Source organism: Candidatus Nitrosoglobus terrae (assembly GCF_002356115.1).
Lineage (GTDB): Bacteria > Pseudomonadota > Gammaproteobacteria > Nitrosococcales > Nitrosococcaceae > Nitrosoglobus > Nitrosoglobus terrae.
On sequence record NZ_AP014836.1, the window covers coordinates 688,010 to 711,053 of the forward strand.

Sequence of the window (23,044 nt, forward strand, 5' to 3'; positions counted from 1 at the left end):
TATGGCTAAGCTTAGTAATCGTTTAATAAAGATTCGAGAAAAATTAAAGCCAGGGAAACTTTATTCGGTAGAAGAAGCATTAAACTTACTTCTTAAGGAGATTCCTAGTGCCAAGTTTGAGGAGTCAGTAGATGTAGCTGTTAATCTTGGAGTGGATCCTCGTAAATCTGATCAGGTAGTGCGAGGTTCAACGGTATTACCTAATGGTACTGGTAAACCAGTAAAGATAGGAGTGTTTACGCAAGGAGTTAATGCCGAAGCTGCAAAAGAAGCTGGAGCTGATGCAGTCGGTTTAGAAGATCTAGCTGAAATAGTGAAAGCTGGGCAGGTTGCTTTTAATGTAATTATTGCTTCGCCAGATGCTATGCGGGTAGTAGGGCAGTTAGGGCCTATTTTAGGGCCTCGTGGGTTAATGCCTAATCCTAAAGTGGGCACTGTTACTACTGATGTTGCAGGAGCTGTAGCAAAGGCTAAGGCAGGCCAAATTCGTTATCGAACTGATAAAGCCGGTATCATTCATTGCTCAATTGGTAAGGCATCATTTAGTGTAGATGCTCTTAAGCGTAATCTTTTAGCTTTGGTTGAGGATTTAATAAGGCTTAAGCCTGCTTCGGCAAAAGGTATATATTTAAAAAAATTAACTTTATCTACTACGATGGGTCCCGGTATAGCTGTAGATCAGGCTAATTTTTCAGCCTAAACGTGTAGATAATGGATTAGGCTTTAAATCTAAATATATTATAATTATATATTTATTTAAATTTGAGATCGCTTACCAATTATGGTGAGTTGTCTAAGACCGCAGGTGTACCAATTTAATTGATTAATACAATAAATAATCGGCCTGCGCAGACGGTAGATTTCTTGCTACTGCTACAAAAAATGCAAAATGTTGTTGTGGCAACAACTGCCGTAATCATGGAGAGGTTGGATGTTTATCAACCTTTAACTGGCACTTGCTGGATATAAGGTGAATTATAGGAGGCGGTTAAGATTGAGTCTTAGTTTAGAAATGAAAAAAGCCGTCGTTGCTGATGTGGCAGCGGTTGCTTCTCGGGCTTGTTCTGCTGTTGCTGCTGAATATTGTGGTTTGACGGTTGCTGAGATGACAAAGATCAGAATAGCCGCACGCCAAGAAAACGTTTATCTACGAGTAGTACCTAATACGCTAGCATCTCGTGCCCTAGAAGGTACTGATTTTGAATGCATGAAATCTGGGCTAGTAGGCCCTTTGATATTAGCATTTTCTTGTGATGAACCCAGCGCTGCAGCACGGATAATTCAGGGTTTTAGCAAAGAGTATAGCAAGCTTGTGGTTAAGATGGGCTGTGTTGGGGGTAAGCTGATTCCACCGGAATCTCTAGATTCCCTAGCAAAAATGCCTACAAAAGAACAGGCAATTAGTATGTTTATGGGAGTGTTACAAGCACCAATTAGTAAACTTATTCGTGTTTTAACTGGGCCAACGACGAAATTAATACGTGTTATTGCTGCTGTGCGCGATCAAAAACAAGCAGCTTAACTTGATTGCTAAAAATAGATACTTAAATTAAAAATATTTTGCAGAAAGATTTACGAGGTTAACAATGGCTGTAGCAAAAGAAGAAATTTTAGATGCAATTGCAAATATGACCGTCATGGATGTGGTTGAATTGATTGAGGCTATGGAAGAAAAATTTGGTGTTAGTGCTGCAGTGCCGGTTGCTGCAGTAGCAGCGCCTACGGTTGGATCAGAAACTGTAGCTGAAGAGAAAACTGAATTTGATATAATATTAACAGGTTTTGGATCTAACAAAGTGCAAGTTATTAAAGTCGTACGTGCTATTACTGGTCTTGGCCTTAAGGAGGCTAAGGATCTAGTAGAAGCTGTACCTTCATCTATTAAGGAAGGTGTAGCTAAAGGTGAAGTAGAGGGGATTAAAAAGCAGCTAGAAGAAGCAGGCGCTAGCGTTGAGATTAAGTAATTATATTGTTCTATATATTCATATATAAAAGGCTGGTGATAGTAGCCACCAGCCTTTTTCCATTTTTTACATGCAAGAAGCGATAACTTATAAGAGTACTAGCAATAGAGTAGTCCCTATTGCTTAGTGTTTACTAGCAAGCGCTCAATGAGGTGATAAGATGTCTTACTCGTTGACCGAGAAGAAGCGTATTCGTAAGGATTTTGGTAAGCTTCATAGTATATTAAAAATCCCTTTCTTATTAGCTATACAAATTGATTCTTTCTTAGATTTTTTACAAACAGATGTACCACCTGACAAGAGAACGAATAAGGGGTTACATGCAGCATTTAAGAGTGTATTTCCTATTAAGAGCTATACAGAGTATGCTGAGCTGCAATATGTTAGTTATTATCTAGGCGATCCCTTATTTGATGTAAAGGAATGCCAAATTCGAGGTTTGACTTATGCCGCTCCGTTGAGAGTTAAGTTACGTCTTATCATCTATGATAGAGAGTCCCCAGCTAGTGAGCAAATAATCAAAGATGTGAAAGAGCAAGAAGTATATATGGGTGAAATTCCCTTGATGACGCCAAAAGGCAATTTTGTTATCAATGGAACAGAACGAGTTATTGTTTCCCAACTGCACCGCTCTCCAGGGGTAATCTTTGAGCATGACAAGGGAAAAGCTCATTCTTCAGGAAAAGTCCTTTTTTCTGCAAAAATAATTCCTTATCGGGGATCTTGGTTAGATTTCGAATTCGATCCTAAGGATTGCGTATATGCCCGTATCGATCGTCGACGTAAGCTACTCGCAACTGTTTTATTACGTGCCCTTGGTTATAGTACTGAGGAAATTTTGACGATATTCTTTGAGACTAATGCTGTTTGTCGCCAAGACTCAGGGTATTTATTTAGTTTCACCCCGCAACAGCTTCGTGGCGAGTCTTTACCTTTTGATATTAAGAATCCTAATGGCGGTGAGTTAATTGTTGAAGCTGAGCGGCGAGTAACAGCACGGCATATTAAGCAAATGGAAAAAGCGGGGATTAAGAATTTATTTGTACCTAATGAGTTTTTAATAGGAAAAATCTTAGCCCAAGATCTAGTTGATGCTGATACAGGAGAAATATTAGCTAAAGCTAATGATGAGATTACAGCAGGATTGATAGCAACCATAGAAAGCACCGGGATTCAAAATTTTGATCTTATTTATATTAATGATCTAGACCGTGGATCTTTTATCTCAGATACCTTACGGCTGGATCATACTACCACATCCTTAGAAGCTCAAATAGAAATCTATCGTGTCATGCGCCCTGGGGAACCACCAACTAAAGAGGCTGCGCAGAATTTATTTCAGAATTTATTCTTTAGCCCGGATCGCTACGATCTCTCTGCAGTAGGACGAATGAAATTTAATCGTCGGCTTAGGAGAAATGAAATTGATGGCTCAGGCACGTTATCTAAAGAAGATATAGTTGATGTTATAAAGACTTTAGTGAATATCCGTAATGGATACGGTAGCGTAGATGATGTTGATCATTTAGGTAACCGTCGGGTACGCAGTGTTGGTGAGATGGCGGAAAATCAGTTTCATGTAGGATTGATTCGAGTTGAGCGAGCAGTGAGAGAGCGTTTGGGTTTAGCTGAGTCAGAGGGGTTAATGCCTCAAGAGTTGATTAATGCGAAGCCTATATCGGCGGCGATTAAGGAGTTCTTTGGCTCCAGCCAATTATCACAATTTATGGATCAAAATAACCCTTTGTCAGAAGTGACTCATAAACGCCGAGTATCAGCGCTAGGGCCAGGAGGATTAACTCGAGAAAGAGCTGGGTTTGAGGTGCGAGATGTACACCCTACCCATTATGGGCGTGTTTGCCCTATTGAGACACCCGAAGGCCCAAATATTGGACTCATCAATTCTTTAGCAATCTACGCTAGGACTAATCAATATGGTTTTATTGAAACACCGTATCGAAAGGTTGTCGAAGGTAAAGTTACCGATCAGGTTGAATATCTATCAGCCATTGAGGAAGGGCAGTACGTAATTTCTCAGGCAAATGCAGCTATTGATGAAAAAAGCTATTTAGCTGATATGCTGGTTTCATGCCGTTATAAGAATGAATTTACACTTTTACCGCCAGAGAAAGTGCAGTATATAGATGTGTCTCCTAAACAAATCGTATCAGTAGCTGCATCTTTGATCCCTTTTTTAGAACATGACGATGCCAATCGGGCATTAATGGGGTCGAATATGCAGCGTCAAGCAGTTCCTACCTTAAGGGCTGAAGCTCCTCTAGTGGGTACTGGTATAGAACAGGCTGTAGCCCGTGATTCAGGAGTAATGGTTGTTGCTCGTCGAGGCGGAGTTGTACACTCTGTAGATGCAGCTAGAATTGTAGTACGTGTTAATGATGAGGAAACTGTCCCTGATAAGCAGGGTGTTGATATTTATAATCTTACTAAATATGCTCGGTCAAATCAAAATACATGTATTAATCAACGACCTTTAGTAAAGTTGGGGGATGTGGTAGTAGCAGGAGATGTGTTAGCTGATGGCCCCTCTACAGATATGGGTGAATTAGCTTTAGGCCAAAATCTCCTCGTAGCTTTCATGCCTTGGAATGGTTATAACTTCGAGGATTCGATCCTGATTTCTGAGCGAGTGGTGGAAAAGGATCGCTTCACGTCAATCCATATTGAAGAACTTATTTGCTTGGCTCGAGATACTAAGCTGGGATCAGAAGAAATTAGCAGCGATATCCCAAATGTAAGCGAGGCAGCTTTATCTAAACTAGATGAATCAGGCGTTGTATATATTGGAGCTGAGGTAAAGCCTGGAGATATTTTAGTAGGTAAGGTAACTCCTAAAGGTGAAACCCAGTTAACTCCAGAGGAGAAGCTACTACGGGCAATCTTTGGGGAGAAAGCTTCTGATGTAAAAGATACCTCTCTACGTGTACCTTCAGGAATGCATGGTACAGTTATAGATGTTCAGGTTTTTACCCGGGATGGTATAGAGAAAGGATTGCGAGCTTTACAGATAGAGGAGATGGAGTTAGCTAAGATTAAAAAAGACCTATGGGATGAGTTTCGCATTGTAGAGGCTGATATTTATCAGCGCCTAGAGAAAATGCTATTAGGTGAAATTGTTGAGGGAGGTCCAGCAGAATTAAGAACAGGGAATCAGATTACAAAAAACTATCTTATGAGTTTATCTAGAGAGCGTTGGTTTGATATTCGGCTACGTAGTGAGGGAGCTAATAAGCAGCTAGAGCTTGCTGCAGGGCAGCTTAAAGAGCAACGAGTCTTAATGGATGAGAAATTTGAGCAGCAGAAAATTAAATTTACTTCTGGGCATGATTTAGCCCCTGGTGTTCAAAAAATGATTAAAGTCTACCTAGCTGTAAAGCGCCGTACTCAACCGGGGGATAAGATGGCAGGTCGACATGGAAATAAGGGTGTGATTTCTGCTATTGTCCCTATTGAAGATATGCCCTATATGGAGGATGGAACCCCTATTGATATGGTGCTGAATCCTTTAGGTGTACCTTCTAGAATGAATATTGGGCAGATTTTAGAAGCTCATTTAGGGTGGGCTGCAAAAGAAATTGGTCATAAAATTGGCTCTCTTCTTGATTCAGGAGAAGCGTATGTATCTAAGCTACGTGTTTTTCTGGAGCAAATCTACAATACAAGTGGTAAAAAAGAAAACTTAGATTCTTTAAGCGATGAAGAGATACGAGAGCTTGCGCACAATCTACGTGATGGTGTTCCTATGGCAACACCGGTATTTGATGGTGCTTCTGAAGAGGAAATAAAAGCTATGCTGAGATTAGCTGATTTACCAACCAATGGCCAAACAACCCTCTATGACGGTAGAACAGGGCAGGCTTTTTCTCGTCCGATAACAGTAGGATATATGCATATGCTTAAGTTAAATCATTTGGTTGATGATAAGATGCACGCTCGATCAACTGGCCCTTATAGCTTAGTTACCCAGCAGCCTCTAGGTGGAAAAGCTCAATTTGGTGGGCAGCGTTTTGGTGAGATGGAGGTATGGGCATTGGAATCTTATGGCGCTGCATATACTTTACAGGAAATGCTTACGGTGAAATCTGATGATGTAAGCGGGCGGGCTAAGATGTACAAGAGTATTGTAGATGATGATTATCGAATGGAAGCAAATATGCCTGAATCCTTTAATGTGTTAACCAAAGAAATCCGCGCCTTAGGAATCGATATTGAATTAGAATGTGATTAATACAGGTATGAAAAAACGGGTGAGTGGTCATAATAGACAAATTTGCTAGCATAGCTGTGGAGGATCACACAATGAAAGATTTGCTGAATTTACTTAACCAGCAAAACCAGGTAGATGAGTTTGACTCCATACGTATTGGTCTAGCATCTCCAGATATGATTCGATCTTGGTCATATGGAGAGGTTAAGAAGGCTGAAACTATTAATTACCGAACTTTTAAGGCTGAGAGGGATGGGCTCTTTTGTGCCAAAATTTTTGGCCCTGTGAAAGATTATGAGTGTTTATGCGGAAAATATAAACGTCTTAAACATCGAGGTGTTGTTTGCGAGAAGTGTGGAGTTGAGGTTACTTTAGCTAAAGTTCGCAGAGAACGTATGGGGCATATTGAGTTAGCAAGCCCTATTGCTCATATTTGGTTTTTAAAATCTTTGCCTTCGAGGATCAGCTTACTGTTAGATATGACTCTCCGTGATATTGAGCGAGTCCTCTACTTGGAGTCTTCCGTAGTTATCGATCCAGGTATGACCCCTTTAGAGAGAGGACAGATTTTATCTGACGAATCTTATCTTCAAGCGATTGAAGAGTATGGTGACGAATTTGATGCTCGTATGGGCGCTGAAGCAGTCCAAAAAATGCTAAAGACCCTCGATCTCAAGAAAGAAGCTAATAAATTACATGAGGAGATCGCGGGAACTAACTCCGACAATAAAATTAAGAAGCTTAGTAAGCGGCTGAAGCTTATTGAAGCTTTTATTGATTCAGGTAATAAACCAGAGTGGATGATTTTGGAAATTCTCCCAGTATTACCACCAGATTTACGGCCTTTAGTACCTTTAGAAGGAGGGCGGTTTGCTACCTCTGATCTTAATGATTTATACCGGCGAGTAATTAATCGAAATAATCGGCTTAAACGATTACTAGATTTAAATGCACCAGATATTATCGTACGCAACGAGAAGCGTATGTTACAAGAATCTGTAGATGCTCTTTTGGATAATGGTCGCCGTGGTCGGGCTATTACTGGCACCAATAAACTGCCTTTAAAATCATTAGCAGATATGATTAAAGGTAAACAAGGGCGATTTCGCCAGAATCTTTTAGGTAAACGAGTAGATTACTCCGGCCGATCTGTGATTGTAGTTGGCCCGACTCTTAAGCTACATCAATGCGGTTTGCCTAAGAAAATGGCGTTAGAGTTATTTAAGCCTTTTATCTTCGGTAAGCTAGAACGATCTGGGCTTGCCACTACAATCAAGGCAGCAAAAAAATTGGTGGAGCGAGAAGTTCCCGAGGTTTGGGATATATTAGAGGAAGTTATCCGTGAACATCCCGTGATGCTTAATCGTGCCCCAACTTTGCATCGGCTTGGTATCCAAGCGTTTGAACCAGTGCTAGTTGAGGGTAAGGCGATCCAGCTACATCCTTTAGTGTGTGTAGCTTTTAATGCTGATTTTGATGGTGATCAGATGGCGGTTCACGTGCCACTCTCTTTAGAGGCTCAGCTAGAGGCTCGTGCGCTTATGATGTCTACAAATAACATTCTATCCCCCGCTAATGGGGAGCCTATTATCGTACCTACTCAGGATGTAGTTTTAGGGCTTTATTATATGACCTGTGAGCGGGTGAACGCTAAAGGTGAAGGGATGATTTTTGCTGATATTAGTGAGGTACAGCGAGCCTATGAAACAGGGGTAGTCGATCTACATGCAAAAATTTCAGTGCGTATTACTGAGACAGACCTTTCTAAATGCAATGCTGAGCGTAAAACTATCCGTCTTGTTAACACTACAGTAGGGCGAGCATTACTTTCAGAGTTATTGCCGCCGGGGTTACCTTTTGAGTTAGTCAATAAAAGTATGACTAAGAAGGAAATTTCTAAGCTGGTAAATACCTGTTATCGTCGTCTCGATCTTAAAACTTCAGTAGTGTTCGCTGATCGTTTAATGTATCTTGGTTTTCGCCAATCTACCCTTAGCGGTATTTCTATTGGTATTGATGATATGGTAGTGCCAGCAGAGAAGCAAGGTATCCTTGCTAAGGCAGAAAAGGAAGTTAAGGAAATTGAGGAGCAGTATGCCTCAGGTTTAGTAACTAATGGCGAGCGATACAATAAAGTAGTAGATATTTGGTCTCATACTAATGATCAAGTCGCTAAAGCAATGATGGAGCGATTGGGGAGCGAGAATGTACAGGATGCAGAGGGTAATATAGTTAAGCAGCAAACATTCAATTCTATTTATATGATGGCTGACTCTGGGGCACGAGGATCAGCTGCTCAGATTCGTCAGCTTGCTGGTATGCGTGGCTTAATGGCAAAGCCAGATGGTTCCATTATTGAAACCCCAATTACTGCTAACTTTCGTGAGGGGCTTGATGTTCTACAGTATTTTATTTCTACCCATGGAGCTCGTAAGGGTCTAGCTGATACAGCATTAAAAACAGCTAATTCAGGATATCTGACTCGGCGTTTAGTGGATGTAGCCCAAGATTTAGTGGTTACAGAGCGTGATTGTGGTACTACAAAAGGAATTAATATGTCCCCTCTTGTAGAGGGCGGCGACATTGTAGAGCCGTTACAAGAGCGAGTCCTTGGGCGAGTGTTATCACAAGATGTTTGTATACCTGGGGGTAATGAAGTAGCTATACCGGCCGGTACGTTATTGGACGAGTCGTGGATTGATCGCTTTGAGGATTTGGGTATAGATACCGTGAAGGTACGCTCGCCTATTACCTGTGAAACACGCTATGGGGTTTGTGCTGCTTGCTATGGTCGGGATTTAGGCCGTGGACATCTTGTGAATATTGGTGAAGCGGTTGGTGTAATTGCAGCTCAATCTATTGGTGAGCCAGGCACGCAGCTTACAATGCGTACTTTTCATATCGGAGGGGCGGCATCCCGAGCAGTTACAACTAGCAGCATTGCAATTAAGTATAAAGGTAATATTCGGCTACACAATGTTAAGGTTATTCAACATATAAGTGGCAAATATGTCGCCGTCTCTCGCTCTGGTGAAGTCCACGTAGTAGATGAACAGGGACGAGAACGAGAGCGTTATAAAATTCCTTATGGTGCCGAACTGTCTGTAGGGGATGGTGATTCGGTAGAGGCAGGTCAAAGCGTCGCTACTTGGGATCCACATACTCATCCTGTTATTACAGAAGTAGAAGGTAAAGTTCAACTTCATGGTTTTATAGAAGGCACCACAGTAGAGAGGCAGGCTGATGAAGTGACCGGTTTATCAAGTCTTACTGTGCTTGATCCTAAACAACGAGGTGCGGCTGCTAAAGAACTACGCCCGATGGTCAAGCTGATCGATGATTTAGGAAATGATCTATGCCTTGCTGGAACAGATATTCCTGCTCATTATTATTTGCCAGCAGGAGCTATTGTTTCAGTAGAAGATGGAGCTATAGTTGGGGTTGGAGATGTATTGGCAAGATTACCTCAAGAGTCAAGTAAAACTCGCGATATTACTGGTGGTCTACCAAGAGTAGCGGATTTATTTGAGGCCCGTAAGCCAAAAGATACAGCTGTGCTTGCTGAGATTTCAGGGATAGTGAGTTTTGGTAAGGAAACTAAGGGTAAGCAGCGATTGATTATTACTAGCAGCGATGGAGATCGCCGTCATGAAGAGTTAATTCCAAAATGGCGACAAGTTAACGTATTTGAGGGTGAGCATGTTGAAAAGGGTGAAATAATTGTGGATGGATCACCAACACCTCATGATATTTTACGTTTAAGAGGGGTAGAGGAATTAGCTCATTATATTGTTACTGAAGTTCAGGATGTTTATCGTCTTCAGGGGGTGAAAATTAATGATAAACATATTGAGGTTATTATTTGCCAGATGCTTCGTAAAGTGGAAATAGTAGATTCTGGGGATACTAATTTTCTTAGAGGAGAGCAGGTTGATAGATCAAGGCTGTTGGAAGAAAATGAAAGAGTAGAGAAAGAAAATAAAATTCCAGCGAGATTTGAACCTATACTCCTTGGTATTACTAAGGCTTCTTTAGCAACCGAATCTTTTATTTCGGCAGCCTCTTTCCAAGAAACTACACGTGTACTTACAGAAGCGGCAATAACGGGTAAACGTGATGAGCTACGTGGGTTGAAAGAAAACGTTATTGTAGGGCGTTTAATTCCTGCTGGAACAGGACTAGCTTATCACACTAGGCGATGTCATAAGCGGCAGGTATTAGCTTCATCAGAAGCTTTAATTACTGCTGCAGATCCATTTCCCCAAAATCATGAAAATGAAACTTCTGATTCGGGAGCAGCTACTACTTGACATCAGTTTTAATTACGAATACAATTTATCTTTTATAAATATTCTCCTTTTAAGGCTATAATAAGAAAATAAGGAGAACAATTTAAACTCGTAAACAATATTTTAGCGTAACCATACTATAGTGTTACGCTAGACTGTGAATATTATTCGTTCTGGAGCATCGAGATCCATGGCTACTATTAACCAGCTGGTTCGTAAACCACGGGTACAGCAGAAGAATAAAAATAATGTGCCTGCACTACAAGCTTGCCCTCAAAAGCGAGGAGTATGTACCCGAGTTTATACCACTACTCCAAAGAAACCCAACTCTGCCCTACGTAAGGTAGCGCGTGTACGGTTAACTAACAGTATGGAAGTGACCTCCTATATTGGGGGTGAGGGGCATAATCTACAAGAGCACTCTGTAGTTTTGATTCGTGGAGGCAGGGTAAAGGATTTACCGGGTGTACGTTATCATATTGTGAGAGGCGCTCTAGATACAGCGGGTGTTGGAGACAGGCGGCGAGGTCGATCCAAGTACGGAGCAAAGCGGCCAAAGAGCTAAAGATTTAGACTCGGGTATACGAATAAAGTGGAACCTAAAAATGCCAAGAAAACGGGTTATTGCTAAACGAGAAATCCTGCCAGATCCTAAATACGGGAAGGTGCAGCTAGCAAAGTTTATTACTATCCTTATGTTGAGCGGAAAAAAATCTCTAGCAGAGAGGATAATCTATAGGGCTTTGGATTTTGTAGCGGAAAAAATAAAACATAATCCGACTGATATCTTAGAAAAAGCATTAGAGAATGTTCGACCCTTAGTTGAAGTTAAGTCACGTCGAGTAGGTGGGGCGACTTACCAAGTTCCAGTGGAGGTTCGGCCTGATCGACGATCTACACTCGCTATGCGTTGGGTAGTAGAAGCAGCTCGTAAGCGTAATGAAAAATCTATGGATTTAAGGCTGGCTGGGGAGCTTCTTGATGCGTATGAAGGTAAAGGGTCTGCAGTTAAAAAACGGGAAGACACTCATCGTATGGCAGAGGCTAATAAAGCTTTTGCGCATTATCGATGGTAGAAGTTATTTTATTATTATAATATGATTTTTAGATTAAAGGTTTATTGCTGTGCCTCGTAAGACTTCTATTGAGCGATATCGTAATATTGGCATCATGGCTCATATTGATGCTGGTAAAACTACTACCACTGAACGTATTTTATACTACACTGGGGTTTCTCATAAGATTGGTGAGGTTCATGAAGGTGCTGCTACCATGGATTGGATGGAGCAGGAGCAGGAACGAGGAATTACGATTAGTTCTGCGGCAACAACCTGTTTTTGGAGAGGGATGGGAAAGCAACTTCCTGAGCATCGAATTAATATTATTGATACCCCGGGGCATGTAGATTTTACGATTGAGGTAGAACGCTCTTTGAGAGTGCTAGACGGCGCTGTTGCCGTGTTTTGTGCTGTAGGTGGGGTAGAGCCTCAATCTGAAACAGTATGGCGACAGGCAAATAGATATAAGGTACCTCGTTTAGTATTTGTTAATAAAATGGATCGGCAGGGGGCTAATTTTTTTCGTGTGATTAGGCAGATCCATGCTAGGTTAGGCGCTAATCCAATTCCTATTCAGATTCCGATCGGTTCCGAAGAGAATTTTAAAGGGGTAGTAGATCTCATTAAAATGAGGGCTATATACTGGGATGATGCCACTAAAGGCATGACGTTTGAGGAAAGGGATATTCCTGAAGAACTAGAGGTTGTTTGCACTGAGTATCGAGATAAGATGTTAGAAGTTGCTGCTGAGGCTTCTGAGGCGCTTATGGATAAATATCTAGAAGAGGGTAATTTATTACCAGATGATATTATTGAAGGGCTTCGTAGTCGAGTATTAAATGGTGAAATTGTTCCAGCTTTATGTGGATCTGCCTTTAAAAATAAGGGAGTTCAAGCGGTTTTGGATGCAGTGCTTTATTATATGCCATCTCCGGCTGATATTCCCCCCGTTAAAGGTATGAGGTTGAATAATGAGGCTGAAGATCAGCGGCATGCCTCCGATGAAGAACCGTTTGCAGCTTTAGCTTTTAAGGTTGCCTCTGATCCTTATGTTGGGAATCTTACTTTTTTCCGTGTTTATTCGGGGGTTTTGAATTCAGGAGATGTCGTCTATAATGCCGCTCTAGAGAGTCGGGAGCGTGTTGGTCGATTACTTCAGATGCATGCTAATAGCCGGGAAGAAATTAAAGAGGTAAGGGCTGGTGATATCGCTGCAGCTGTTGGGTTAAAAAATGTTACAACCGGCGATACTTTGTGCGATACGAATCATGTGATTTTGTTAGAGCGTATGGAGTTTCCTGAACCAGTGATTTCCGTTGCTATCGAGCCTAAAACTAAGGCAGATCAAGAAAAGATGTCTCTAGCGCTTGGAAAGCTAGCCAAGGAAGATCCTTCTTTTAGAGTTCATACTGATGAAGAATCTGGGCAGACTATCATTGCAGGAATGGGTGAGCTACATCTCGATATTATTGTTGATAGAATGCGAAGAGAATTTAAAGTCGAGGCTAATGTGGGCGCACCTCAAGTGGCCTATCGCGAAACGATTCGAAAAAAGGTGGAGCAAGAAGGAAAGTTCGTGCGACAGAGTGGTGGCCGGGGTCAATATGGTCATGTATGGCTGCGAGTTGAGCCTCATGAACGCGGAAAAGGGTATGAATTTGTTAACCAAATTGTTGGTGGTACTGTACCAAAGGAATTTATCCCAGCTGTTGGTAAGGGAGTAAAAGAGCAGGTAGAAAACGGAGTAATTGCAGGATATCCTGTAGTTGATATTAAAGTAAGCTTATATGATGGCTCATATCATGATGTAGATTCTAGTGAAATGGCTTTCAAAATTGCTGGATCTATAGCATTTAAGGAAGCAGTACAAAAAGCAGATCCTGTGTTATTGGAGCCTATTATGAAGGTTGAAGTTGTAACACCTGAAGAATATATGGGGGATGTAATGGGCGATCTTAATCGTCGCCGCGGTATAGTACAAGGGATGGATGAATCTAATAGTGGAAAGATTGTTCGAGCAGAAGTACCGCTAGCAGAAATGTTTGGATATGCTACTGATCTTCGTTCAGCTACTCAGGGGCGAGCTACTTATACAATGGAATTCGGAAAGTATAGCGAGGCGCCATCTAATATTTCTGGGGCAATTATTAAAAAATCTCAATAATCTAGAGTCTATCTGAGCGGGGTGAATATCTGTGTCCAAGGCGAAATTTGAGAGAAAGAAGCCACATATTAATGTAGGGACGATTGGCCATGTAGATCATGGTAAGACGACGCTAACGGCGGCATTAACGAAGGTATTATCGGCACAATATGGTGGGGAGTTTAGAGCCTATGATCAGATTGATAATGCGCCGGAGGAGCGAGAGCGAGGGATTACGATAGCTACATCCCATGTAGAATACGAGACCAAAGATAGACACTACGCGCATGTGGATTGCCCGGGTCATGCGGATTATGTAAAGAACATGATTACGGGTGCGGCACAGATGGATGGAGCGATACTAGTAGTATCGGCGGCGGATGGGCCGATGCCACAGACTCGGGAGCACATACTGCTAGCGAGACAAGTAGGAGTGCCATATATTCTAGTATATTTAAATAAAGCGGACATGGTAGATGATCCAGAGCTGCTAGAATTGGTGGAGATGGAAGTACGGGAGTTACTAGATAGTTATCAATTTCCTGGGGATGAGACGCCGATTGTAGTAGGGAGCGCTTTAAAGGCTTTAGAAGGGGATGAGACCGAGATAGGGGTAGCGTCGATTATGAAGCTAGTGGAAGCGATGGATGCTTATGTTCCAGAGCCGCAGCGGGCGATAGATCAACCGTTTTTGATGCCGATAGAGGATGTATTTTCTATATCTGGTCGTGGTACGGTAGTTACGGGGAGAGCGGAACGAGGGATTATCAAGGTAGGTGATGAGATAGAGATTGTAGGGATACAGGAGACGCAGAAGACCATCTGCACGGGTGTTGAGATGTTTCGTAAGCTGTTGGATGAAGGTCGTGCGGGAGATAACATAGGGGTATTGCTGCGAGGAACCAAGCGAGAGGATGTAGAGCGTGGTCAAGTGTTGGCTAAGCCGGGGTCGATTACACCGCATACGAAATTTCAAGCAGAAATTTATGTGCTTTCTAAGGAGGAGGGTGGGCGTCATACTCCGTTTTTCAAAGGTTATCGGCCACAGTTTTATTTTCGGACTACGGATGTGACGGGCGCTGTTGATTTACCTGAGGGAGTAGAGATGGTGATGCCTGGTGATAATGTTCAGGTGACGGTGAGTTTAATAGCTCCTATTGCGATGGAAGAGGGTTTACGTTTTGCAGTTCGGGAAGGGGGACGTACTGTAGGCGCTGGTGTCGTTAGCAAAATTATTGAATAACAGTAATAATATGGTTAAACAACAGGTAATTAGAATCAGATTGAAAGCATTTGATCATCGATTGATAGATCAATCAGCGCGAGAAATCGTAGATACTGCTAAACGTACAGGTGCATATATACGAGGACCAATTCCGCTACCTACTCATAAAGAACGGTTTACAATACTGATATCGCCCCATGTAAACAAAGACGCACGAGATCAATATGAGATTAGGACACATAAGCGGTTAATGGATATTATTGACCCAACAGAAAAAACTGTTGATGCCTTGATGAAGCTCGATTTAGCCGCTGGTGTTGATGTCCAGATTAAGCTAAATTAATAAAGTATTCGATCGTAGATACGAGGGTAAATAAATGGCAATGGGGCTAGTTGGCAGAAAGGTTGGGATGACGAGGATATTTACTGATGATGGGGAATCAATATCGGTAACTGTCATTGAGGTCATTAGAAGCCAAGTCTCGCAGATAAAAACTATGGAACGAGATGGGTATCGAGCAGCACAAGTAGCAGTAACCATAGATGAGAGGTATTACTCTCGTGTTACAAAACCTCTTAGAGGGCATTTTGCTAAAGGCGGAGTCGAACCTGGGAAAAAACTATATGAGTTCCGGCTCAGAGATGGAGAAGGAGAGGATATTAGAGTTTCTGAGAGTTTAAATGTAGGGTTTGAAGCTGGCCAGAAGGTCGATGTTACTGGTACTACAAAAGGGCGCGGTTTTGCTGGTGTAATTAAACGACATCATTTTGGTGGTGGTAGTGCTAGCCATGGTAACTCGCTATCCCATCGAGCTCCTGGATCTATTGGGCAATGTCAGACTCCAGGGCGAGTGTTTAAAGGAAAAAAAATGGCTGGACATATGGGTAATGTTAGAAGGACTGTTCAAAATCTTGAGCTAGTACGAATGGATCAAGATCGTCAATTCCTTTTGATAAAAGGAGCTGTGCCAGGTTCTATGGGGAGTGATGTGATAGTTAAGCTAGCAAATAAAGCTAAGCTTAAGGCGGCAGCAAAATAAAGGAGAACAAGAATGGCAGATATCGTTATGCAACAGTTTGTAGAAAACACTAAAGCAGGTGTTATACAAGCATCAGATGCCATATTTTCTCAACGCTTTAATGATCCTCTTGTTCACCAGGTAGTGGTTGCTTATCTAGCTAGATCTCGTGCAGGTACGCAGGCCCAAAAGACGAGATCAGAAGTGCGAGGCGGTGGTATTAAGCCTTTTCGCCAGAAAGGAACGGGGCGAGCTAGAGCAGGCTCAATCCGTAGCCCGCTATGGAAAGGCGGTGGCAAGGTATTTGCGGCTAAACCGAGAGATTATTCACAGAAAGTAAATAAAAAAATGTACCGGGCTGCTATGTGCTCTATTTTTTCAGAGCTTGTACGCCAGGATCGGTTACGAGTGATAGATAGTAATGTCATCTTTTTCTCTGAGCCTAAGACGAGAGAATTAATAAGATTATTGAAGCCTATTAATTGGCGTACGGTGATGATAATTACTAATGAAAGTAATAGGAATTTTGAGCTATCAGCTCGGAATATCCCAACAGTTACAGTATGTACAATAAGAACTATTAACCCGGTCGATTTAGTTAAATTTGATGGGATTTTAGTGGTGGATAGTGTAATTCGTAGTATTGAGGAGAGCTTTATATGAGTGAGGAGCGCTTAGCTAAAATTATCTTAGCACCTCTACTTTCTGAAAAGAGTTCTTTAGTAGGGGAAAAATATAAGCAAGCAGTATTTAAAGTTCTCTCCAGTGCAAATAAAAAAGAAATAAAGCAGGCGGTTGAATTTTTATTTAACGTCAAAGTTGATAAAGTAAATACAGTATCTACTAAAGGTAAGCATAAACGTTTTGGCCGCTATATAGGTCGCCGTAGTGACTGGAAAAAAGCTTATGTAGTACTACATTCGGGTTACGATATTAATTTTATGAATATTGAATGAGCATGGATTGTCTGCTTTGGATAATAAACTAGAGACTTAGTTATGCCAATTATAAAAACTAAACCTACATCTGCTGGTCGCCGGTTTTTAGTAAAAATAATAAGCTCTCCTAGTTTATATAGAGATAGGCCATATGCGGCATTAACTAGGAAATTGAGCAAGACTGGGGGTCGAAATAACCAAGGTAGAATAACAGTTCGCCATCGCGGTGGTGGACATAAGCGACTGTATAGAGTTATTGATTTTAATCGTGATAAAATAGACATTTCTGGATATGTAGAAAGATTAGAATACGATCCTAATCGTAGTGCTCATATTGCACTAATTAGTTATTCTGATGGAGAGAAGCGCTATATCATCGCACCGAAAACTATTAAAATGGGAGATATTGTAGTTTCAGGGCAAGAGGTTCCAATACGTGATGGAAACTGTCTTCCTCTGAGAAATATCCCTATAGGCGCGCTTATTCATTGTATTGAGCTAAAACCAGGTAAAGGCGCCCAACTAGCGAGAAGCGCAGGAGCTTCATGCCAACTGGTAGCGCGCGAGGATAGGTATGTAACATTACGTTTACGATCAGGGGAGATGCGAAAAGTATTACCTGAATGCCGAGCCACAATTGGAGAGGTTGGAAATGATGAGCATGGATTATGCTCTTTAGGTAAAGCTGGGGTTAAGCGTTGGCAAGGAAAACGACCTACAGTGCGTGGCGTTGCAATGAATCCTGTTGATCATCCCCATGGTGGTGGTGAAGGTCGGACATCTGGTGGTCGTCACCCAGTTAGTCCTTGGGGGATTCCAACTAAGGGATATAAAACCCGTAATAATAAGCGTACTGAGAATCTCATTGCTCGTCGACGTAAGAATAAATAAGTGACAGGATAGTAGACTATGCCGCGTTCGATTAAAAAAGGCCCATTTGTTGATCCCCATTTACAAAAAAAAATAGGGAGTGCAGTTGAATCTCAGAGTCGTAGGCCAATCAAGACTTGGTCTCGTCGATCAATGATAGTTCCAGAAATGATTGGATTAACGATCGCTATTCATAACGGGCGACAACACATTCCTGTTCTAGTTACAGAAAATATGGTTGGCCATAAATTGGGTGAGTTTGCTCCAACACGGACTTTTAAAGGCCATGCGGCCGACCGAAAGACAAAGTAGTGGAGCGGAGTAGAAAATGACAACAGCTACAGCAATATTAAAATATGTACGATTATCAGCGCAAAAAGGGCGGTTAGTGGCTGATCAAATTCGAGGGCTTCCCGTAGATAAGGCTTTAGATATTTTGAATTTTAGCCATAAGAAATCGGCTGAAATTATTAAAAAGGTGCTAGAGTCAGCAATTGCTAATGCTGAGTCTAATGATGGAGCCGATATTGATGACTTAAAGATTGATACGATTATAATTGATGAGGGATCTACTATAAAGCGAACCTATGCAAGAGCTAGAGGCCGTGCAAATAGAGTTTTTAAGCGTTCTTGTCATATCAAGATAGTGGTTGCAGAGAATTAGGAGGGTATAGTAATGGGGCAAAAAGTACATCCTATTGGTATCCGTCTTGGTATTGTTAAAGACTGGAACTCTAAGTGGTACGCAAATAGTAGTCAATTTAGCGAATTACTAAATAATGATTTAGCAGTGCGTAGCTATTTGACTAAGAGATTGTCTCAGGCATTGGTGAGTAATATCCAAATTGATAGACCTGCGCGTAATGCGAGAATTACTATCTATACAGCGCGGCCGGGTATTGTAATTGGAAAGAAAGGTGAGGATATTAATAATTTACGGCAAACGATTGCTGATATGATGGGTATACCCGTTCATATCAATATTCAGGAGATACGGAAACCTGAGTTAGATGCTACCCTTGTTGCAGTAAGTGTAGCGCAACAGCTTGAACGTCGAATTATGTTCCGCCGAGCGATGAAGCGTGCCGTTACTAATGCTATGCGTGTAGGTGCTCAAGGTATCAGAATAAAAATTTCTGGACGCTTAAATGGAGCGGAAATTGCCCGTAGCGAATGGTACCGAGAAGGGAGAGTGCCTTTGCATACCTTACGTGCTAATATCGATTATAGCTTTGCTGAAGCGAAAACTACTTATGGGGTTCTTGGTGTTAAGGTGTGGATATTTAAAGGGGAAGTGTTTGAGCAGCTAGATCAGCAAGTTAATATAGGGGAATCGGCGATAGGTAATTTAAGGTGATATAAAATGTTGCAGCCGAAAAGAACTAAATTCCGTAAACAGCAAAAAGGTAGGAATCGCGGGCAGGCGCTTAGAGGTAGTTATGTAGATTTTGGTGAGTATGGATTGAAGGCTATTGGTAGAGGGCAGATTACAGCGCGGCAAATTGAATCTGCTAGACGCGCTATGACAAGATATATTAAACGAGGTGGAAAAATCTGGATTAGAATTTTTCCAGACAAACCAATTACCCAGAAACCACTCGAAGTACGCCAAGGAAAAGGCAAAGGTAATGTAGAATACTGGGCTATTAATATACAGCCAGGCTGCATTCTTTATGAAATGGAAGGTGTGGCAGAGGAAGTAGCAAGAAGGGCTTTTGAGCTAGCTGCAGCTAAGCTACCTATTAAAACAGTATTTGTTACACGGACGGTCATGTAATGAAAGGTCAAGAGCTAAGGATGAAGACAACCGAGGATCTACAAAGAGAGCTCTTAGATCTTTCTAGAGAGCAATTTAAATTGCGGATGCAGAGAAGCGGGGATCAGTTAGCTAAAAATAGCGAACTAAACCGAGTTCGGCGGGATATTGCACGGATCAAAACTATACTGACTGAAAAACAGGGAGGGTAATAAAAGTATGAATGACCAAGATAAACCTCTACGTAGAATTATTGGGCGTGTAATAAGTAATAAAATGAATAAAACTATTACAGTGCTTGTGGAGCGTAGAGTAGCCCATCCTATTTATAAGAAATATATAAAACGTTCTACGAAATTACATGCTCATGATGAAAATAATGAGTGCCAAGCAGGAGATGTTGTTGCGGTTACATCGACGCGCCCTTTATCAAAAACTAAAGCTTGGAAGTTAGTTAGTATCGTTGAGCATGCTCGCTGATTACCACACTTTTTATTTTTTATAGAATATAGTAAGTATTTAATTGGAGAGTAGCAAATGATTCAAATGCAGACTAGCCTAGATGCAGCAGATAATAGTGGTGCCCGGCGACTTGTTTGCATCAAAGTATTGGGTGGATCGAAACGCCGTTACGCAGAAATTGGCGATATTATTAAAGTTGCAGTAAAAGAAGCTACTCCTAGAAGCAGAGTTAGAAAAGGCGAAGTATATAATGCGGTAATTGTACGGACTAGAAAAGGTGTTCGCCGTGCTGATGGATCGTTAATTCGGTTTGATAATAACGCAGCAGTATTATTGAATAATCAATTACAACCTATAGGTACTAGAATATTTGGGCCTGTAACTCGAGAGCTGCGCAGTGAGAGTTTTATGCGGATTGTGTCTTTGGCGCCGGAAGTATTGTAGGAGTATTCAGTAATGCGTAGAGTACGAGCAGGAGATCAGGTTATTGTTATTACTGGAAGAGATAAGGGAAAACAGGGAAAAATTTTACGCGTACTGTCGAATAATCGTGTAATTATAGAAAATATTAATATGCTGAAACATCATGATCGTCCTAATCCAGCTGCGGGAAAACCAGGAGGGATCATTGAAAAAGAAGGGTCGATTCATATTTCTAATATTATGCTCTATAATTCCGCTAAAGATAAAGGTGATAGAATAGGGTTTAAGAGACTAGAAGATACCCGTAAGGTGCGTTATTTTAAGTCAGATGGCGAAATTATCGATATTTAGTTAGTAATCTAGTAGAGAATTATTTAATTTAAAGGTTAGATTATGCTTGTTTTTAAGCATGAGCGGTAAATTTAATATGGCAAGATTACAAAAATATTATCAGGATGTTGTTATTAATCGGCTACGGGATCGATCAAGTTATTGCTCTATTATGGCAGTGCCCCGCATTGAAAAGCTTACTCTAAATATGGGGGTAGGAGAGGCAACTGGGGATAAGAAAATTTTAGAGCGGGCGGTAGATGACATGGCTAAAATTTCTGGGCAGAAACCAATGATTACACGGGCAAGGAAATCGATAGCTGGATTTAAGATTCGCGAAGATTGGCCTATTGGCTGTAAAGTTACTCTGCGCCGTAAGCGAATGTACGAGTTTTTGGATCGGTTAATTAATGTTGCTATTCCTAGGATTAGAGATTTCCGAGGATTTAGCCCTAACTCTTTTGATGGAAGAGGTAATTATAATATGGGGATTCGTGAGCAAATTATATTCCCAGAGATTGATTACGATCAAATCGATGCTATACGAGGAATGAATATTACTATAACAACTACGGCAAAAACGGATGATGAAGGTCGAGCGTTACTAAAAGAATTTAATTTTCCGTTTAGGTCTTAAAGATTAAAGGGCTGTAATGTCAAAAAAATGCATGATTAATCGTGAGCTAAAACGAGTTCAAGTAGCTCGTAAGTATGCGATGAAACGTACAGAGCTAAAATCACGGATCTTTGACCCTAGCCTTAGTTTAGCTGAGCAACAGAAAGCCATATATGAGTTTCGTAGCTTACCGAGAGATTCTTCAGTTATACGTCAGCGAAGACGCTGCTGTATAACTGGTAGGCCTCGTGGATATATGCGTAAGTTTGGCTTATCTCGTAATAAATTACGCGAGGCAGCGATGCAAGGGGATGTCCCTGGGATAACTAAAGCTAGCTGGTAAGTATATGTTAAAAGATATTTAATTGTAAATGTAAAGAGGCTGAAAATAATACTGTGAGTATGACAGATCCCATCTCAGATATGCTGACACGGATACGTAATAGCCAAAGCGCGAGTAAGCGGGAAGTTAGTATGCCTTCATCAAAGCTAAAACAGGGTATTGCCTGCGTTTTAAAAGAGGAGGGTTATATCGAAGATTATAGGGTGGTGAATGGTACAAAACCCATATTAGTAATATGCTTGAAATACTATAATGGTAAGGCGGTGATTGAAGAGATACAGAGAGTAAGCCGCCCAGGGTTACGCGTGTATAGAGGTAAAGATAAATTACCTAGAATTCGCAACGGACTAGGTATTACTGTCGTTTCTACATCTCGTGGTGTTATGACTGATAAGACTGCAAGATCTATCAGGGAAGGCGGTGAGGTACTATGTTATGTTGCTTAGAGGAGCAAAATAGTATGTCGAGGGTTGCTAATAATCCTGTACTGATCCCAGAAGGTGTTGAGGTCTCAGTATCTGAAAACGATATTAAGGTGAAAGGGGTAAAAGGATCTCTTTCTCTCCCCATCCATAAATTAGTGCAAATTACCCAAAAAGAACGTACATTAAATTTCTTGCCTAAGAAGTTGGGAAAGCATGCCGAAGCGTTAAGTGGAACATTTCGATCTTTAGTAAATAATATGGTTCGAGGAGTAAATCAAGGGTTTGAGGAGCGTTTACAGTTAGTTGGCGTTGGATATCGAGCACAAATTCAAGGAAAAAAGCTCTTACTTAACCTAGGCTATTCTCATCCTATTGAATTTATTGTACCTATAGGTCTTACCGTTGAGACACCAAGCCCGACTGATGTAATAGTTAAGGGAGCAGATAAGCGGCAGGTTGGCCAAGCTGCAGCGAATATTCGTAATTTTAGGGTACCTGAGCCTTATAAGGGAAAAGGTATTCGTTATACAAGCGAAATAATTGTACGCAAAGAAGCTAAGAAGAAGTAATGGCGATTAAAGGCAATAAATGGCATGGATAAAAAAATAGCAAGGTTGCGGCGAGCAATTAAAACAAGATGCAGACTCCACAGTCTGGGAGTAGTAAGATTAGCGGTTCATCGTACTTCTAAACATATTTATGCGCAGATCATTAAACCAATAAGCGGGGACATTATTGTTAGTGCATCAACAGTAGAGTTGAGCTTAAGGCAGGAGCTAAAGAATAATACTGGTAATAAGGAGGCAGCGATGGTCATTGGCAAAAGAATTGCTGAACGAGCTAAAGCAAAAGGTATTCATAGTATCGCTTTTGATCGTTCTGGTTATAGATATCATGGTCGAGTAAAAGCGTTAGCAGACGCGGCTCGTGAAGGCGGATTACAGTTTTAAAGGTTAGT

At 41.3% G+C, this 23,044-nt stretch carries 28 protein-coding genes; all 28 read left to right on the plus strand.

The genetic code is table 11. The features are described from left to right. Position 1: 1 nt before the first annotated feature. The 28 genes from rplA to rplR all read left to right on the plus strand — a co-directional run bounded on the left by rplA (position 2) and on the right by rplR (position 23,036). A complete protein-coding gene (gene rplA / locus TAO_RS03320; protein WP_096526608.1) occupies positions 2–700 on the plus strand; it encodes a 50S ribosomal protein L1 in 699 nt (232 codons plus the stop codon). 119 nt (positions 701–819) lie between these two features. Next, on the plus strand, positions 820–969 hold the full coding sequence (locus tag TAO_RS09635) for a hypothetical protein (protein ID WP_172419053.1): 150 nt from the start codon (positions 820–822) through the stop codon (positions 967–969). Between the two features lie 25 nt (positions 970–994). Further along, positions 995–1,522 (plus strand): 50S ribosomal protein L10, encoded by a 528-nt coding sequence (gene rplJ, locus TAO_RS03325; protein ID WP_096526609.1) that lies wholly within the window; start codon positions 995–997, stop codon positions 1,520–1,522. 64 nt (positions 1,523–1,586) lie between these two features. Continuing rightward, entirely contained in the window at positions 1,587–1,964 is a 378-nt protein-coding gene (gene rplL / locus TAO_RS03330; RefSeq protein ID WP_096526610.1) for a 50S ribosomal protein L7/L12, read from the plus strand. Between the two features lie 160 nt (positions 1,965–2,124). Further along, positions 2,125–6,210 (plus strand): DNA-directed RNA polymerase subunit beta, encoded by a 4,086-nt coding sequence (gene rpoB, locus TAO_RS03335; RefSeq protein WP_096526611.1) that lies wholly within the window; start codon positions 2,125–2,127, stop codon positions 6,208–6,210. A 71-nt stretch (positions 6,211–6,281) separates the two neighbouring features. Further along, positions 6,282–10,499, plus strand: a complete 4,218-nt coding sequence (gene rpoC / locus TAO_RS03340; protein ID WP_096526612.1) for a DNA-directed RNA polymerase subunit beta' — start codon at positions 6,282–6,284, stop codon at positions 10,497–10,499. Between the two features lie 169 nt (positions 10,500–10,668). Beyond that, positions 10,669–11,043: a 30S ribosomal protein S12 gene (gene rpsL / locus TAO_RS03345; RefSeq protein WP_096526613.1), complete on the plus strand. Its 375-nt coding sequence runs from the start codon at positions 10,669–10,671 to the stop codon at positions 11,041–11,043. A gap of 40 nt (positions 11,044–11,083) precedes the next feature. Further along, positions 11,084–11,554, plus strand: coding sequence for a 30S ribosomal protein S7 (rpsG, locus tag TAO_RS03350; RefSeq protein WP_096526614.1), 471 nt, complete (start codon positions 11,084–11,086; stop codon positions 11,552–11,554). A gap of 49 nt (positions 11,555–11,603) precedes the next feature. After that, entirely contained in the window at positions 11,604–13,700 is a 2,097-nt protein-coding gene (gene fusA, locus TAO_RS03355) for an elongation factor G (RefSeq protein WP_096526615.1), read from the plus strand. Positions 13,701–13,731: 31 nt separating this feature from the next. After that, positions 13,732–14,922, plus strand: coding sequence for an elongation factor Tu (tuf, locus tag TAO_RS03360; protein WP_096526604.1), 1,191 nt, complete (start codon positions 13,732–13,734; stop codon positions 14,920–14,922). Positions 14,923–14,932: 10 nt separating this feature from the next. Continuing rightward, entirely contained in the window at positions 14,933–15,247 is a 315-nt protein-coding gene (rpsJ, locus tag TAO_RS03365; protein ID WP_096527735.1) for a 30S ribosomal protein S10, read from the plus strand. Between the two features lie 34 nt (positions 15,248–15,281). Beyond that, on the plus strand, positions 15,282–15,944 hold the full coding sequence (gene rplC, locus TAO_RS03370) for a 50S ribosomal protein L3 (protein ID WP_096526616.1): 663 nt from the start codon (positions 15,282–15,284) through the stop codon (positions 15,942–15,944). A gap of 27 nt (positions 15,945–15,971) precedes the next feature. After that, the gene (gene rplD / locus TAO_RS03375) at positions 15,972–16,586 is read left to right on the plus strand and encodes a 50S ribosomal protein L4 (protein WP_096527736.1); all 615 of its coding nucleotides are present in this window, start codon (positions 15,972–15,974) and stop codon (positions 16,584–16,586) included. Beyond that, positions 16,583–16,879 carry a 50S ribosomal protein L23 gene (gene rplW / locus TAO_RS03380; RefSeq protein WP_096526617.1) on the plus strand — a complete coding sequence of 99 codons (297 nt, stop codon included), beginning with the start codon at positions 16,583–16,585 and terminating at the stop codon, positions 16,877–16,879. The genes rplD and rplW overlap by 4 nt, the downstream gene beginning before the upstream one ends. A gap of 42 nt (positions 16,880–16,921) precedes the next feature. Next, a complete protein-coding gene (gene rplB, locus TAO_RS03385) occupies positions 16,922–17,752 on the plus strand; it encodes a 50S ribosomal protein L2 (protein WP_096526618.1) in 831 nt (276 codons plus the stop codon). 18 nt (positions 17,753–17,770) lie between these two features. Further along, positions 17,771–18,043, plus strand: a complete 273-nt coding sequence (gene rpsS / locus TAO_RS03390) for a 30S ribosomal protein S19 (RefSeq protein WP_096526619.1) — start codon at positions 17,771–17,773, stop codon at positions 18,041–18,043. 16 nt (positions 18,044–18,059) lie between these two features. Next, entirely contained in the window at positions 18,060–18,395 is a 336-nt protein-coding gene (gene rplV, locus TAO_RS03395) for a 50S ribosomal protein L22 (protein ID WP_096526620.1), read from the plus strand. Positions 18,396–18,407: 12 nt separating this feature from the next. Next, positions 18,408–19,088, plus strand: a complete 681-nt coding sequence (gene rpsC, locus TAO_RS03400) for a 30S ribosomal protein S3 (RefSeq protein WP_096526621.1) — start codon at positions 18,408–18,410, stop codon at positions 19,086–19,088. A gap of 6 nt (positions 19,089–19,094) precedes the next feature. After that, positions 19,095–19,508, plus strand: a complete 414-nt coding sequence (gene rplP, locus TAO_RS03405) for a 50S ribosomal protein L16 (RefSeq protein ID WP_096526622.1) — start codon at positions 19,095–19,097, stop codon at positions 19,506–19,508. Then, a complete protein-coding gene (rpmC, locus tag TAO_RS03410; protein ID WP_096526623.1) occupies positions 19,508–19,699 on the plus strand; it encodes a 50S ribosomal protein L29 in 192 nt (63 codons plus the stop codon). Before rplP ends, rpmC begins: the two co-directional genes overlap by 1 nt. Positions 19,700–19,706: 7 nt before the next feature. Then, on the plus strand, positions 19,707–19,967 hold the full coding sequence (rpsQ, locus tag TAO_RS03415; protein ID WP_096526624.1) for a 30S ribosomal protein S17: 261 nt from the start codon (positions 19,707–19,709) through the stop codon (positions 19,965–19,967). A gap of 57 nt (positions 19,968–20,024) precedes the next feature. Next, positions 20,025–20,393: a 50S ribosomal protein L14 gene (gene rplN / locus TAO_RS03420; RefSeq protein ID WP_096526625.1), complete on the plus strand. Its 369-nt coding sequence runs from the start codon at positions 20,025–20,027 to the stop codon at positions 20,391–20,393. Positions 20,394–20,405: 12 nt separating this feature from the next. After that, positions 20,406–20,723 carry a 50S ribosomal protein L24 gene (gene rplX, locus TAO_RS03425; protein WP_096526626.1) on the plus strand — a complete coding sequence of 106 codons (318 nt, stop codon included), beginning with the start codon at positions 20,406–20,408 and terminating at the stop codon, positions 20,721–20,723. A 76-nt stretch (positions 20,724–20,799) separates the two neighbouring features. After that, positions 20,800–21,339, plus strand: coding sequence for a 50S ribosomal protein L5 (gene rplE, locus TAO_RS03430; RefSeq protein ID WP_096527737.1), 540 nt, complete (start codon positions 20,800–20,802; stop codon positions 21,337–21,339). 16 nt (positions 21,340–21,355) lie between these two features. After that, complete coding sequence (gene rpsN, locus TAO_RS03435) at positions 21,356–21,661, plus strand: 30S ribosomal protein S14 (RefSeq protein WP_096526627.1); 306 nt, start codon at positions 21,356–21,358, stop codon at positions 21,659–21,661. A gap of 53 nt (positions 21,662–21,714) precedes the next feature. Further along, complete coding sequence (gene rpsH / locus TAO_RS03440) at positions 21,715–22,107, plus strand: 30S ribosomal protein S8 (protein ID WP_096526628.1); 393 nt, start codon at positions 21,715–21,717, stop codon at positions 22,105–22,107. A gap of 14 nt (positions 22,108–22,121) precedes the next feature. After that, on the plus strand, positions 22,122–22,655 hold the full coding sequence (gene rplF, locus TAO_RS03445) for a 50S ribosomal protein L6 (protein WP_096527738.1): 534 nt from the start codon (positions 22,122–22,124) through the stop codon (positions 22,653–22,655). 24 nt (positions 22,656–22,679) lie between these two features. Next, positions 22,680–23,036: a 50S ribosomal protein L18 gene (gene rplR / locus TAO_RS03450; RefSeq protein WP_096526629.1), complete on the plus strand. Its 357-nt coding sequence runs from the start codon at positions 22,680–22,682 to the stop codon at positions 23,034–23,036. The last annotated feature ends 8 nt before the right edge of the window (positions 23,037–23,044 follow it).

Coding starts and splice junctions, on each gene's coding strand:
- rplA (WP_096526608.1), top strand. CDS start 2: ATGGCTAAGCTTAGTAATCGTTTAATAAAGATTCGAGAAAAATTAAAG.
- rplL (WP_096526610.1), top strand. CDS start 1,587: ATGGCTGTAGCAAAAGAAGAAATTTTAGATGCAATTGCAAATATGACC.
- rpoB (WP_096526611.1), top strand. CDS start 2,125: ATGTCTTACTCGTTGACCGAGAAGAAGCGTATTCGTAAGGATTTTGGT.
- rpoC (WP_096526612.1), top strand. CDS start 6,282: ATGAAAGATTTGCTGAATTTACTTAACCAGCAAAACCAGGTAGATGAG.
- rpsL (WP_096526613.1), top strand. CDS start 10,669: ATGGCTACTATTAACCAGCTGGTTCGTAAACCACGGGTACAGCAGAAG.
- rpsG (WP_096526614.1), top strand. CDS start 11,084: ATGCCAAGAAAACGGGTTATTGCTAAACGAGAAATCCTGCCAGATCCT.
- rpsJ (WP_096527735.1), top strand. CDS start 14,933: ATGGTTAAACAACAGGTAATTAGAATCAGATTGAAAGCATTTGATCAT.
- rplC (WP_096526616.1), top strand. CDS start 15,282: ATGGCAATGGGGCTAGTTGGCAGAAAGGTTGGGATGACGAGGATATTT.
- rplD (WP_096527736.1), top strand. CDS start 15,972: ATGCAACAGTTTGTAGAAAACACTAAAGCAGGTGTTATACAAGCATCA.
- rplW (WP_096526617.1), top strand. CDS start 16,583: ATGAGTGAGGAGCGCTTAGCTAAAATTATCTTAGCACCTCTACTTTCT.
- rplB (WP_096526618.1), top strand. CDS start 16,922: ATGCCAATTATAAAAACTAAACCTACATCTGCTGGTCGCCGGTTTTTA.
- rpsS (WP_096526619.1), top strand. CDS start 17,771: ATGCCGCGTTCGATTAAAAAAGGCCCATTTGTTGATCCCCATTTACAA.
- rplV (WP_096526620.1), top strand. CDS start 18,060: ATGACAACAGCTACAGCAATATTAAAATATGTACGATTATCAGCGCAA.
- rpsC (WP_096526621.1), top strand. CDS start 18,408: ATGGGGCAAAAAGTACATCCTATTGGTATCCGTCTTGGTATTGTTAAA.
- rplP (WP_096526622.1), top strand. CDS start 19,095: ATGTTGCAGCCGAAAAGAACTAAATTCCGTAAACAGCAAAAAGGTAGG.
- rpmC (WP_096526623.1), top strand. CDS start 19,508: ATGAAAGGTCAAGAGCTAAGGATGAAGACAACCGAGGATCTACAAAGA.
- rpsQ (WP_096526624.1), top strand. CDS start 19,707: ATGAATGACCAAGATAAACCTCTACGTAGAATTATTGGGCGTGTAATA.
- rplN (WP_096526625.1), top strand. CDS start 20,025: ATGATTCAAATGCAGACTAGCCTAGATGCAGCAGATAATAGTGGTGCC.
- rplX (WP_096526626.1), top strand. CDS start 20,406: ATGCGTAGAGTACGAGCAGGAGATCAGGTTATTGTTATTACTGGAAGA.
- rplE (WP_096527737.1), top strand. CDS start 20,800: ATGGCAAGATTACAAAAATATTATCAGGATGTTGTTATTAATCGGCTA.
- rpsN (WP_096526627.1), top strand. CDS start 21,356: ATGTCAAAAAAATGCATGATTAATCGTGAGCTAAAACGAGTTCAAGTA.
- rplF (WP_096527738.1), top strand. CDS start 22,122: ATGTCGAGGGTTGCTAATAATCCTGTACTGATCCCAGAAGGTGTTGAG.
- rplR (WP_096526629.1), top strand. CDS start 22,680: ATGGATAAAAAAATAGCAAGGTTGCGGCGAGCAATTAAAACAAGATGC.